The sequence below is a fragment of the Sphingomonas sp. AC435 genome (assembly GCF_979253005.1).
Map to the genome: position 1 here is coordinate 510,889 of NZ_CEEDCJ010000003.1, position 12,973 is coordinate 523,861.

9 protein-coding genes are annotated in these 12,973 nt (G+C 67.4%); 8 read left to right on the forward strand and 1 reads right to left on the reverse strand.

The genetic code is table 11. The features are described from left to right. Position 1: 1 nt before the first annotated feature. Positions 2 to 1,246 carry an efflux RND transporter periplasmic adaptor subunit gene (locus AC0CH8_RS08825; RefSeq protein WP_465239547.1) on the reverse strand — a complete coding sequence of 415 codons (1,245 nt, stop codon included), beginning with the start codon at positions 1,244 to 1,246 and terminating at the stop codon, positions 2 to 4. A 150-nt stretch (positions 1,247 to 1,396) separates the two neighbouring features. Between AC0CH8_RS08825 and rpiA the strand changes: the two genes are divergently transcribed. From rpiA to AC0CH8_RS08865, 8 genes are all read left to right on the forward strand, one after another. Continuing rightward, positions 1,397 to 2,095 carry a ribose-5-phosphate isomerase RpiA gene (rpiA, locus tag AC0CH8_RS08830; protein WP_465239548.1) on the forward strand — a complete coding sequence of 233 codons (699 nt, stop codon included), beginning with the start codon at positions 1,397 to 1,399 and terminating at the stop codon, positions 2,093 to 2,095. A gap of 69 nt (positions 2,096 to 2,164) precedes the next feature. Next, positions 2,165 to 4,255: a transketolase gene (gene tkt / locus AC0CH8_RS08835; RefSeq protein WP_465239549.1), complete on the forward strand. Its 2,091-nt coding sequence runs from the start codon at positions 2,165 to 2,167 to the stop codon at positions 4,253 to 4,255. Then, entirely contained in the window at positions 4,248 to 5,372 is a 1,125-nt protein-coding gene (tal, locus tag AC0CH8_RS08840; RefSeq protein WP_465239550.1) for a transaldolase, read from the forward strand. Before tkt ends, tal begins: the two co-directional genes overlap by 8 nt. 226 nt (positions 5,373 to 5,598) lie before the next feature. Next, positions 5,599 to 6,582: a phosphogluconate dehydrogenase (NAD(+)-dependent, decarboxylating) gene (gene gnd, locus AC0CH8_RS08845; RefSeq protein WP_204197702.1), complete on the forward strand. Its 984-nt coding sequence runs from the start codon at positions 5,599 to 5,601 to the stop codon at positions 6,580 to 6,582. An 8-nt stretch (positions 6,583 to 6,590) separates the two neighbouring features. Further along, positions 6,591 to 7,406 (forward strand): Cof-type HAD-IIB family hydrolase, encoded by an 816-nt coding sequence (locus tag AC0CH8_RS08850; protein WP_465239551.1) that lies wholly within the window; start codon positions 6,591 to 6,593, stop codon positions 7,404 to 7,406. Continuing rightward, complete coding sequence (locus AC0CH8_RS08855) at positions 7,403 to 8,155, forward strand: HAD-IIB family hydrolase (protein ID WP_204197709.1); 753 nt, start codon at positions 7,403 to 7,405, stop codon at positions 8,153 to 8,155. Before AC0CH8_RS08850 ends, AC0CH8_RS08855 begins: the two co-directional genes overlap by 4 nt. A 20-nt stretch (positions 8,156 to 8,175) precedes the next feature. Continuing rightward, positions 8,176 to 10,674: an ATP-binding protein gene (locus tag AC0CH8_RS08860; protein ID WP_465239552.1), complete on the forward strand. Its 2,499-nt coding sequence runs from the start codon at positions 8,176 to 8,178 to the stop codon at positions 10,672 to 10,674. A 101-nt stretch (positions 10,675 to 10,775) separates the two neighbouring features. Continuing rightward, positions 10,776 to 12,908 (forward strand): histidine kinase dimerization/phosphoacceptor domain -containing protein, encoded by a 2,133-nt coding sequence (locus AC0CH8_RS08865; RefSeq protein WP_465239553.1) that lies wholly within the window; start codon positions 10,776 to 10,778, stop codon positions 12,906 to 12,908. Positions 12,909 to 12,973: the final 65 nt, after the last annotated feature.

Here is a 12,973-nt window from a genome sequence, read left to right on the forward strand (position 1 = left end):
CTCAGCCGCCCTTCTTCTGCGCCGCGTCGCCACCGCCGGAACCGCCGCCGCCCTCGCCGTCCTTCGGTGGGGCCTGCACGCGCTGCGGCGTGTTGGCCGGCACCGGCTGGACCTGCTGGCCGGGGCGCAGCTTTGACAGGCCCTGGACGATGATCTTGTCGCCCGGGTTCAGCCCTTCGGTCACGACCCAGAACTCGCCCTGCGTCCGCTCCGCCGTGACCTTCTTCTCGGTGGCCTTGTTGCCGGGGCCGACGATGATGACGGTGGCGTTGCCCTGCGGATTGCGGCTGACGCCCTGTTGCGGGACGAGGAACGCGCGGCGGTTGATCGCCTGCGAGAAGCTGGCGCGGACGAACATGCCGGGCAGCAGAATGCCCTGCGGATTCGGGAAGCGCGCGCGCAGCGTCGTGGTGCCGGTCGTGGGATCGACCAGCGCTTCGGAAAACTCGATCGTGCCCGTCTGGCCGTAATCGCCACCGTCGGGCAGCTTCAGCCGCACCTGCGCGGTCGTCGGCGTCACCCCACCCGAGGCAAGGCTGCGGCGCAACGACAGCAGCGCGTCGGCCGACTGCTGGATGTCGACGAACATCGGATCGAGGCGCTGGATCTGCGCCAGCGGATCCGTCTGGGTCGCGGACACCAGCGCACCGACGGTGAACAGCGATCGGCCGATGCGCCCGGTGATCGGCGCGGGGACGGTGGTGAAACGCAAGTTGATCTGCGCCGTCTCCAGCGCAGCGCGAGTCTGCCCGACCGCAGCGGTCGCTTGCCGCGATTGCGCGACGGCGTTGGTGTAATCCTGCTTCGAGATCGCCTCGATCTCCGCCAGCGGACGATAGCGCTCGGCGAGGATGCGGGTGGCTTCCTGGTTGGCGCGGGCGCTGGCGAGGTTGGCGCGCGCTTCGTTGGCGGCGGCGCGGTACAGGCGCGGGTCGATCTCGTAGAGGGGCTGGCCGCGGGTGACGAGCGCGCCCTCCGTGAAGAAGCGGCGGCGGATGATGCCGGTCACCTGCGGCCGGACGTCGGAGCTTTCGAACGCGGTCGTACGGCCGGCGAGTTCCGTGACCAGAGCGGCGTCGGTCGGCTGGACGACCACGAACCCGACTTGCGGCGTTCCCTTGCCCGGCTGCTGACCACCCTTGCCGGCACCCTTTTCGGCCGAGTCACCCCCACCGCAGGCGCCAAGCGCCAAAGCGAGGCCGATCGCGATGCCCGCGGCCGCTGGCCGCTTTGTCTGTAATTTCAAGTTGAGCGTGTCCGTCTGGTACACCGGAGCCCCGGAACCGTCCCACAATGTCCCAGATTGGAAATGGTTGCAGCCCAGAAAATGGGCGTGCGATCGATTTTATTGTGCGACTGCTAAGGTCCGAAACGGACTTTCACGGGTTAAGCGTCCATGCACCACGACTCCGCCGACATCGACACCGACAAGCGACTGGCCGCGGAGGCGGCGGTGCAGGAAGTTGCGTCCGGAATGCTCGTTGGGCTGGGGACGGGGTCCACCGCCGCGCATGCGATCCGGGCGATCGGCCGGCTGGGGCTGGACATCGACGCCGTGGCGACGTCGAACGCCAGTGCCGATCTGGCGCGATCGGTCGGCATCCGGGTGCGGGACTTCGCCGACGTGGCCTGCGTCGACCTGACGATCGACGGGGCGGACGAGATCGATGCCGACTTTCGCGCCATCAAGGGTGCCGGTGGTGCCATGCTGCGTGAAAAAGTCGTGGCCTGCGCCAGTCGGCGGATGATCGTGATCGCCGACGGCAGCAAGCGGGTCGCGACGATCGGCGCGGCGAAGCTGCCGGTCGAGGTGCTGCCGTTCGCCTCGGCGTATGTCGCCGACCGGATCGCCGGGCTGGTGCGATCCGCGGCGTGGCGCGGTGAGTATCTGACCGATAACGGCAACCGCGTGCTCGACTGCGTCGCCGGTGCATATCGCGACTGGGAGGCGCTGGCCGACGCGATTGCCTGTATACCCGGTGTCGTCGGCCATGGCCTGTTCCTGAAACAAGTCGATGCCGCATACATCGCCGATCGGGGTGTCGTTACGAGAACGGAACGGGCGGGGCTGGAACGGGCTGCCGCTTCTCGCTAGGGGAGCGGCCAGTCGCAACCCGACCGGCGGCTGCGCGTTCCGCCCTTCGACCAGAGCGAGGTTCCATTCATGTCCGATACCCAGACCGCCACTCCAGCGGCCGTTTCCCTGCACGAGGACGGCAGCCCGGAGCGGCTGGCGATCGATACCATCCGCACCCTGTCGATGGATGCGGTGCAGAAGGCCAATTCGGGCCATCCCGGCACGCCGATGGCGCTGGCCCCAGTCGGCTGGACGATCTGGAACCGTTTCCTGCGTTACGACCCCGCGCATCCGGACTGGCCGAACCGCGACCGCTTCGTGCTGTCGGTCGGCCACGCGTCGATGCTGCTGTACTCGATCCTGCATCTGGCCGGTGTCGAGGAGATCGACGCCGAAGGTAACAAGACGGGTCAGGAGGCGGTCAGCCTCGACGACATCCGCCAGTTCCGGCAGCTGTCGTCGAAGACGCCGGGCCACCCGGAATATCGCCACACCACCGGCGTCGAGACGACCACCGGCCCACTGGGGCAGGGTTGCGGCAACTCGGTCGGCATGGCGATCGCCGAGCGCTGGCTGGCCGCGCGCTACAATCGCGACGGGTTCAAGCTGTTCGACCACGATGTCTACACCGTTTGCGGCGACGGCGACATGATGGAGGGCGTGTCCGCCGAGGCGGCGAGCCTTGCGGGTCACCTCAAACTGTCGAACCTGTGCTGGGTCTATGACAGCAACCACATCTCGATCGAGGGTGCCACCGACCTCGCGTTCGATGAGGATGTCGGCCTGCGCATGCAGGCTTACGGATGGAACGTCATCCATGTCGACGACGCCAACGACATCGAGGCGCTGACCAACGCGTTCGAGACGTTCCGCGCGACCGACGACAAGCCGACCTTCATCGTCGTCCATTCCGTCATCGGCTGGGGCAGCCCCAAGGCCGGCAGCGAGAAGGCGCATGGCGAGCCGCTGGGCGAGGATAATATCCGCGCCACCAAAAAGGCGTATGGCTGGCCCGAGGACGAGCAGTTCCGCGTGCCGGACGGCGTCGTCGACAGCTTCCGCGGCGCGGTGTCGGGCCGCGGCCAGCCGTTGCGCGATGCGTGGGTGAAGCTGACCGACGAATATCGTTCGTCCTATCCGGAGCAGGCGGCGGAACTCGACCTGCTGCTGAAGGACAAGTTGTCCGACGATTGGGATGCCGACATCCCCGTTTTCCCGGCGGATGCGAAGGGCATCGCCAGCCGCGACTCGGGTGGCAAGGTGCTGAACGCCATCGTCGGCAAGACGCCGTGGCTGCTCGGCGGATCGGCGGATCTCGCGCCATCGACCAAGACCGACATCAAGGGCGCGCCGTCGTTCGAGGCGGATAATTACGGCGGCACCAACTTCCACTTCGGCGTGCGCGAGCATGGCATGGGCTCGGTCGTGAACGGCATGGCGCTGTCGCACCTGCGCTCCTACGGCTCCACCTTCCTCGTGTTCGCGGATTACATGCGCGCGCCCATCCGCCTGTCGGCGATCATGGAGCTGGGCGCGATCTGGGTCTTTACGCACGACTCGATCGGCGTCGGCGAGGACGGCCCGACGCACCAGCCGATCGAGCATCTGGCGACGCTGCGCGCGATCCCGGGCCTCGACACGATCCGGCCGGGTGATGCGAACGAAACGGCGTGGGCATGGCGCGCGGCGCTGGAGAAGGCGGATCGTCCGACCGCGCTGATCCTGTCGCGTCAGGCGCTGCCGACGCTCGACCGTGACAAGTATGCCAGTGCCGAGGGCGTGATGAAGGGCGGCTACGTGCTGGCCGACAGCGAGAATCCGCAGGTGATCCTGATCGCCACCGGCAGCGAGCTGTCGCTGGTCGTCGAGGCGCACGAGCGGCTGAAGGCGGAGGGCGTCGCCAGCCGCGTCGTGTCGATGCCGAGCTGGTACCGGTACGAGTTGCAGGATCAGGCTTATCGCGACTCCGTGCTGCCGCGCGACGTGCCGGCGCGGGTCGCGGTGGAGATGGCGGGATCGATGGGTTGGGATCGCTATGTCGGGTTCGACGGCGCGACGATCACCATGTCGACGTTCGGCGCATCCGCCCCGATCGCCAAGTTGCAGGACAAATACGGCTTCACGGTCGACAATATCGTCAAGGTCGCGCGTGACGTGATGGAGAAGCGCAATGGGTAAGCTGAGTGACCTGTCCGCCGCCGGCACCGCCGTCTGGCTGGATTTCGTCGACCGCAAGTTCCTCGAGGAAGGCGGGCTGGAGAAGCTGGTCGGGGCCGACGGCCTGACCGGTGTCACCTCCAACCCGTCGATTTTCGAAAAGGCGATGGGCCACGGCGACGCCTATGACGGCACGCTCGCGGCGTTCGACAAGGAGAATCCCGGCGCGGCGACGATCGACCGCTACGAGCATCTCGCGATCCAGGACATCAAGGCGGCGGCGGAAACGCTGAAACCCGTCTACGATCGGCTGGATTCGAAGGATGGCTATGTCAGCCTGGAAGTGTCGCCGTACATCGCCGACGACACCGACGCGACGATCGCCGAGGCGCGCAAGCTGTGGGACGCGGTCGATCGCCAGAACCTGATGATCAAGATCCCGGGTACGCCCGCCGGTGCGCCCGCCATCGCCGCGACGATCGCGGCGGGGATCAACGTCAACGTGACGCTGCTGTTCTCGCAAGGTGATTACCAGCGCGTCGCGGAAGCCTATGCGATGGGGCTGGAGGAACGCGTTCGCCAGAACCAGCCGATCGACCGGATCGCCTCGGTCGCCAGCTTCTTCGTCAGCCGCATCGACAGCAAGGTCGACGCGAAGATCGACGAGCGCGTCAAGGACGGCGATGCGGATAGCGAAGCGCTGACGGCGTTGCGTGGCAAGGTCGCCATCGCCAACGCGAAGCTGGCCTATGCCTGGTATCAGGACTTCATCGCGTCCGACCGCTGGCAGGCGCTCGCCGCCAAGGGTGCGCAGCCGCAACGGCTGTTGTGGGCATCGACCGGCGTCAAGGACTCGGCCTATCCGGATACGCTGTACGTCGACGAGCTGATCGGGCCGGAAACGGTCAACACGATGCCGCCGAAGACGATGGACGCATTCCGCGAGCGCGGCACCGTCGCGCAGACGCTGACGACCGACGTCGACGCTGCCCGCCACGTGCTGGCGGAGGCCGATCGGCTCGGGCTGGACCTGAACGGCGTCACCGGCGGATTGGTCGAGGAGGGTGTCGCCTCCTTCGCCAAGGCGTTCGACGACCTGCTCGGCGCGATCGCGCAGAAGCAGCCCGCCGAGGCGTGATAACGCTTTTCTTCTTCTAAACTCCCTCCTCCACGGGGGAGGGCTGGGGCGGGGTGGAGCCTTGGCGAGTCGCCCGCGGCGAAACCCTCCCCCCAGCCCCTCCCCGAGAGGAGGGGAGCTAAGAAGGCCCCCTACCCTGTGGAGGGGGGGCTATCGCGGCAGGCTTCGGAACTCCCGCGCCTCACCGGACTTGTGCAGTGCGACGACCTCCAACTGGGATGACGGAATGAAGATCGCGATGATCGGCCTTGGCCGGATGGGCGGGAACATGGCGCGCCGGCTGATGGAGGGGGGGCACGAGATCGTCGCATTCGACCGCGATGCCGATGCCGTCGCCAAGATCGTCGCCGACGGCGCAGAGGGTGCGGCGTCCCTCGACGAGGCGCGCGGCAAGCTGGGCAGCCCGGCGATCTGGTGGGTGATGCTGCCCGCCGGCGCGATCACGGAGCAGACGATCGGGACGATCGCCGACGCTGCGCAGCCCGGCGACATCGTCATCGACGGCGGCAACAGCTTCTACAAGGACGACATCCGCCGCGCGAAGGCGTTGGCCGAGAAGCAGCTTCACTATGTCGATGTCGGCACGTCCGGCGGCGTCTGGGGTCGCGAGCGCGGCTATTGCATGATGATCGGTGGCGATAACGAGACGATCGCGCACCTCGATCCCATCTTCGAGACGCTGGCGCCGGGCACCGGCGACATCGTCCGCACGCCGGGCCGCATCGCCGACAAGGTCGATCAGCGCGCGGAGAAGGGCTACATCCATGCCGGTCCCGCGGGGTCCGGCCATTTCGTCAAGATGATCCACAACGGCATCGAATACGGCCTGATGCAGGCCTATGCCGAGGGTTTCGATATCCTCAAGACCAAGTCGTCGGAAATCCTGCCCGAGGACGAGCGCTTCGACCTGAACCTGACTGACATCGCCGAAGTCTGGCGGCGCGGCAGCGTGATCTCGTCGTGGCTGCTCGACCTCACCGCCATCGCCCTCGCCAAGGACGAGAAGCTCGACCAGTTCAGCGGCCATGTGGCCGACAGTGGCGAGGGTCAGTGGACGATCGACGCCGCGATGGAAGAGAAGGTGCCGGCGAACGTTCTGACCGCCAGCCTGTTCGCGCGCTATCGCAGCCGCGTCGAGCATACCTATGGCGACAAGGTCCTGTCTGCGATGCGCTTCGGCTTCGGCGGCCATGTCGAGATGCCGCAGTGAGCGAACCGGTGGCGACGCCGCGCCTGGTGGTGTCCGATGTCGATGGAACGCTGGTCGACAGGCAAAAGGCGCTGACGCCGGGCACGATCGCCGCGGTTCAGCGGCTGCGCGATGCCGGCATCGGCTTCACGATCATCTCCGCACGCCCGATGTCGGGGGTGATGCCGATCGCCGACGCGCTGGAGCTGGACGAGCCGATCGGCGCGTTCAACGGCGGCATCGTGTTCAGGCGTTCCGGCGAGATCATCGAGCATCATCGCATCCCTGCCGACATCGCGCGCGGCATCTGGGACACGGTCGGCGATGCGAAGGTCGATCGCTGGGTCTTCGCCGACGATCGGTGGTATGCGTCGAGCGGCGAGGGCACGCATGTCGAGCATGAGCGGGTCGCATCCAATCAGGCCCCAATCATCACCACCGACTTCGACGATGTGTTGAGCCGCGCCGACAAGATCACCTTCGTCAGCGACGACGAGCCGTACCTGCGGTCGATCCATTCGGAGGTCGCACCGGCGTTCGGAAAGCGGGCGACGGTAGTGCAGAGCCAGACCTATTATCTCGACGTGACCGCGCTGGAGGCCAACAAGGGCACCGGCGTCGCCGAACTGGCGGAGGCGTTCGGTGTCCCGCTCGCGGAGACGGCGGCGATCGGCGATCAGGCCAACGACATCCCGATGCTGGCGCGCGTCGGCCTGCCGATCGTGATGGGCAACGCGCCGGATGCGATGCGCGAAAAGGCCGCGCACGTCACGCGCGGCAACGACGAAGACGGGGTCGCGCATGCGATCGACACGATTATCCTCAAGGGGCTCGGAAACTCATGAAGCAACTCGTCGCATTCGACCTCGATGGCACGCTGGCGGAGAGCAAGCAGCCGTTGAAGGAGCCGATGGGCGAGGCGCTGGCCGACCTGCTCGGCGTCGCAAACGTCGCGGTGATCTCCGGCGGCGACTGGCCGCAGTTCGACAAGCAGGTCGCCAGCCGCCTGCCCGAGCGGGCCGACCGCACGAAATTGTGGCTGATGCCGACGACGGGGACCAAGCTCTACACCTACAAGGACGGCGCGTGGTCGGCGGTCTATGCCGAACTGTTCAGCGAAGAGCAGCGCAAGGAGATCGTTGCGGCGTTCAACGCCTCGCTGGAAGCGACCGGGTTCGTACCCGAGCAGGTCTGGGGCGAGCGGATCGAGGATCGCGGCAGCCAGATCACCTTCAGCGCACTCGGCCAGCAGGCCCCGATCGACGCCAAGGAGCATTGGGACCCCGACTTCGCCAAGCGCAAGATCATCCAGGCCGATTTGAAGCAGCGCCTGCCGGGCCTGTCCATCAACATGGGCGGGGCTACCTCGATCGACATCACGCAGAAGGGCGTCGACAAGGCCTACGGCCTGAAGAAGCTGCGTGACGCGAGCGGCATCCCGCTCGACTCGATGATGTTCATCGGCGACGCGATCTTCCCCGGCGGCAACGACTATCCGGCCAAGGAACTCGGCCTCGACACCGTGCGCGTCCGCGACCCGGAAGAGACGCTGAGCGTGATCGCCGCGATCGTGGCGTGCCAGAAGGCGGGCTAAAGGACGATGGTGTGTTTGCCATGACCGGCTTGTCGGCCACCGATCTTTCGCCGGAGGTCTATGGCGAATTGTTCGAGGCGGTGGACGCGGGTTTCTGCGTCATCGAAATGATCTTCGACGGCGATCGGGCGGTCGACTATCGGTTCCTCAAGACCAACCGGGCATTTCAGCATCAGACCGGACTGGTCGATGCGGTCGGCAAGACCGCGCGCGAACTGGTCCCGCAACTGGAGCAGCACTGGTTCGACCTGTACGGTCGCGTCGCCACAACGGGTGAGGCGACGCGTTTCGACAATGGATCGGACGCGATGGGGCGCTGGTTCGAAGTGCACGCGCTGCGTGTTGGTAAAGCTGCCGATCGCATGGTCGGCATCATCTTTTCCGACATGACCGCACGGCGGCGCAGCGAACAGTCGATGCGCGAGAGCGACGAGCGGTTGCAGGAGGCACTGACCGCGGGCAGCGGCATCGGCACCTGGGATTGGGACGTGCCCAACGACCGCGTCTACGCCGACGAGCGGTTCGCGGAACTCTACGGCGTCGATCCGCGACGTGCGGTCGAGGGCGCGCCGATTGCGGAGTTCTTCCACGGCATCCACCCGGCCGACCTGCCGGAAACGCAGCGGCTGATCGACGCGGCGATGAAGACCGGCGAGCAGTTCCTCGCCTCCTATCGCCTGATGCAGCCCGACGGATCGGTCCGCTGGGCGGCGGCGCAGGGCCGCTGCCGGCTGGGCATCGACGGTCGCCCGCTACGTTTTCCGGGTGTCAGCTTCGACATCACGTCGCATCGGCTCGCGCAGATCCGTCAGGAAGCGCTGCTGGAACTCGGCGACCGTATCCGCGACGTCACCGATCCCGGCACGATCGCGTGCATCGGTGCGGAAATCCTCGCCCGCACGTTCGATGTCAGCCGCGCCGGCTACGGCGTGATCGACCCGGTGGCAGAGACGATCTTCATCGATCGCGACTGGAACGCGGAGGGCGTGAAGAGCATCGCCGGCCTGCTGCATTTCCGCGATTACGGATCGTATATCGAGGACCTGAAGCGCGGCGAAACGGCGATCGTGTCCGACGCGCGGACCGACCCCCGGACCAGCGCCACCGCGGATGCGCTGGCGGCCATCGACGCGCTGTCCTTCGTCAACATGCCGTTGCTGGAGCAGGGACGCTTCGTGGCGCTGTTCTTCGCGAATCACGCCGTGCCGCGGCTATGGCGCGAGGAAGAGCTGTCGTTGATGCGCGAGATCGCCGACCGCGTCCGCGCCGCCAGCGAACGCGCCAAGTCGGAGGCGGAGCGGCAGCGCCTGACCGAGACGCTGGAGGATCAGGTCGCCGAGCGCACGCGCGAACTGATGCTGGCCGAAGAGGCGTTGCGCCAGAGCCAGAAGATGGAGGCGGTGGGACAATTGTCCGGCGGCCTCGCGCATGATTTCAACAATCTGCTGACCGGCATCATCGGCAGCCTCGAACTGCTTGGCATCCGCATTGCGCAGGGCCGCTACGCCGACGTCGAACGCTATTCGCTGGCGGCGCAGGGCGCGGCCAAGCGGGCCGCGGCGCTGACCCACCGGCTGCTCGCCTTCTCGCGCCGCCAGACGCTCGATCCGCGGCCGACCGATGTCAACCGGCTGGTCGGCGGGCTGGAGGAACTGGTCCAGCGCACGGTCGGTCCTTCGATCACAGTGGAGGTCGTGGCGTCCGCGGGCCTGTGGACGACACTGGTCGATCCCAACCAGCTCGAAAACGCGGTCCTGAACCTGTGCATCAACGCGCGCGACGCCATGCCGGAGGGCGGGCGGCTGACGATCGAGACGGCGAACCGCTGGCTCGATGATCGCGCCGCGCGGGCGCGCGACCTGCCGGCCGGCCAATATGTGTCGGTCTGCGTGTCCGATACCGGCACCGGCATGACCCCGGACGTGATCGCCAAGGCGTTCGATCCGTTCTTCACGACCAAGCCGATCGGCGTGGGCACGGGGCTGGGCCTGTCGATGATCTACGGCTTCGCGCGCCAGTCCGGCGGGCAGGTCCGCATCTATTCCGAAGTGGGGCAGGGGACGAACCTGTGCCTGTACCTGCCCCGCCATCTCGGCCCCGCCGAGACGGCGGAACTGGTACCCGACCTGACCGACGCGCCGCGCGCCGCAGAGGGGCAGACGGTGCTGGTCGTGGACGACGAGCCGACCGTGCGCATGCTGGTGATGGAGGTGCTGGAGGAGCTCGGTTACGCCGCGCTTGAGGCGGCGGACGGGGCCAGCGGCTTGAAGATCCTGCAATCCAACGCCCGCATCGACCTGCTGGTGACCGATGTCGGCCTGCCGGGCGGCATGAACGGCCGGCAGATGGCCGATGCCGCGCGGGTCGGACGGCCGGACCTGAGCATCCTGTTCATCACCGGCTATGCGGAAAATGCGGTCGTCGGCAACGGCCAGCTCGATCCGGGCATGCACGTGATGACCAAGCCGTTCGCGATGGAGGCCTTGGCCGGTCGCATCAAGGAGCTGATCAGCCAGTAACGACTTCTCCCGATCGCAGGATCGCTCGGCCGACTGATGCAGATTAATTGCAATCGGGCCGTATCGGCGTCATGCGGGGTCCAAAGGAACGCACGAACTTTATGGCTTCGCAGGGACTGTCGGATGTGGTCGTCGATACGACCGCCTGTGATCGCGAGCCGATTCATGTGCCCGGCGCGATTCAGCCGCACGGCCTGCTGCTGATCGCCGATCCCGATACGCGGGCGGTGGTCGCCGGCGCCGGTGCGCTGGAGGAGCGGCTGTCGGCCGACTGGCTCGGCGCCGACCTGTCGGAACTCCTGGGTCAGGACATCGGCGCGCTCATCGCGGCCGCGACCGGCCCGGTCAGCGGCATGGTCGGCCAGCCGATCGTGACCCCAGCCGGGGAGCGGCTGGATGTGGCGGTCCATCGCAGCGGCGATCACCTGCTCGTCGAACTCGAACCGTCGGCGGAACAGCCGCTCGGGGCGGCGGCGGTGGTGTCGCGGCTGGACGGCTTCGCGATCATGTTCGAACGCGCCGGCGATCTGGAGGTGTTGTGCGCCCGTGCGGCGTCGGCATTCCGGCAGCTGACGGGGTTCGACCGGGTGATGATCTACCGCTTTCTGGACGAAGACGCCGGGCGCGTCGTGGCGGAGGATCGCGATCCGCGGCTCGGCACGTTCCTGAACCACCATTTCCCGGCATCCGACATCCCGCGTCAGGCGCGAGCGCTGTACGTCCGCAACCGCGCGCGCGCGATCCCGACCGTCGACTATACCCCCGCACCGATCCGCCCGGCCGCCTTCGCCGGCATCGACCTGTCCGACATCGGCATCCGCAGCGTGTCGCCGATCCACCTGCGCTACATGGCGAATATGGGCGTGGCGGCGTCGGCGTCGATCTCCATCGTCAAGGACGGCGTGCTGTGGGGGCTGGTCGCCTGCCACCACGACACGCCCAAACTGCTGCCGCCAGACGTGCGCGCGGCGGCGGCGACGCTGGCATCGGGCCTCGCGCGGCAGGTCCGCGCCAAGGAGGAAGCGGAAACCTATCGCGAGCGGCTTCGGCTGCGCGCCGCGGAGGATGCGGTTCTGCCGAAGCTGGCGGGCGACGGCGGCATGGCCGACGCGATGAAGCGGTCGCGCGACGATCTGATGCGGATGCTGGACGCGGACGGTTTCGCCTGGGTCCATCGCGGCGGCGTCGATTGCATCGGACGCTGCGCGCCGGCGGCGGTGCTGAAGGCCCTGTCGGACTGGGTGCAGGGCGGCGTCGAACCGGTCGTGACGCGCGAACTCGGCGCGCTCCGCCTGGAGATGGCGGAACATGCCGGCGCCATCAGCGGCATGATCGCGATGCCGCTGGCGGATGACGGTGCGACGCTGATGTGGTTCCGCGTCGAACAGGTCGAGGAAGTCGAGTGGGCGGGCAATCCGCATAAGGCGGCGAGCGTCGCGCCGGGCGAACAACTCACGCCGCGTGCCTCGTTCGAGACGTGGACCGAACAGGTGCGCGGTCGCTCGCGCCGCTGGACGATGGAGGAGGTCGAGGCGGCGCATCGCCTGCGTCGGGCCTTTCACGACGCGCACCGGGCGCGTCAGTTGCGCGACCTCAACGCGCAACTGATGCGGACGCTGGCCGACAAGGACGCGGCGCTGGCGCAGAAGGATTTGTTGATGAAGGAGGTGGACCACCGCGTCCAGAACAGCCTCCAGCTCGTCTCCGCGTTCCTCGCGATGCAGTCGCGCGCGGCGGGGCCGGGCGAGGTCGCCGATCAGCTGACGGAGGCGCAGGCGCGGCTGTCCGCGGTCGCTCTCGTCCACCGCCGGCTCTATCGTGACGACCAGATCGGCTCGGTCGACCTGTCGCGCTATCTCGAGGAACTGGCCGACGACATGAAGGCCTCGATCGGCGGCGAATGGGGGTCGCGGATGCACACCGACCTCGCTCCCGTCCTGATCCCGACCGATCGCGCCGTGGCGGTCGGTCTGGTGATGACTGAGCTGGTCATCAACGCCACCAAATATGCCTATGACGGCGGTGTCGGCCCGATCGCGATCACGCTGGAACAGCACCGCAACCGCCTGCGCCTGATCGTCGCCGACGAAGGGCGCGGCAAAACCGGCGACAAGGCCGGCTTCGGCAGCCGCATGATGGGCGCAATGGTCGGCAAGCTCGAAGGCGAGATCGCCTTCACCGACAACGCCCCCGGGCTCCGCGCCATCCTCACCGCCCCGATCGGGGTGTGGTAGGAGACGGCTGCACCCATCTTCCTTCTGCTCCCCTCCCTTTGGGAGGGGCCGGGGAAGGGCGGCGC

Excerpts from the sequence above, each read along its gene's own strand:
- rpiA (WP_465239548.1), top strand. The coding sequence starts at position 1,397 with ATGCACCACGACTCCGCCGACATCGACACCGACAAGCGACTGGCCGCG.
- tkt (WP_465239549.1), top strand. The coding sequence starts at position 2,165 with ATGTCCGATACCCAGACCGCCACTCCAGCGGCCGTTTCCCTGCACGAG.
- tal (WP_465239550.1), top strand. The coding sequence starts at position 4,248 with ATGGGTAAGCTGAGTGACCTGTCCGCCGCCGGCACCGCCGTCTGGCTG.
- gnd (WP_204197702.1), top strand. The coding sequence starts at position 5,599 with ATGAAGATCGCGATGATCGGCCTTGGCCGGATGGGCGGGAACATGGCG.
- AC0CH8_RS08855 (WP_204197709.1), top strand. The coding sequence starts at position 7,403 with ATGAAGCAACTCGTCGCATTCGACCTCGATGGCACGCTGGCGGAGAGC.
- AC0CH8_RS08860 (WP_465239552.1), top strand. The coding sequence starts at position 8,176 with ATGACCGGCTTGTCGGCCACCGATCTTTCGCCGGAGGTCTATGGCGAA.
- AC0CH8_RS08865 (WP_465239553.1), top strand. The coding sequence starts at position 10,776 with ATGGCTTCGCAGGGACTGTCGGATGTGGTCGTCGATACGACCGCCTGT.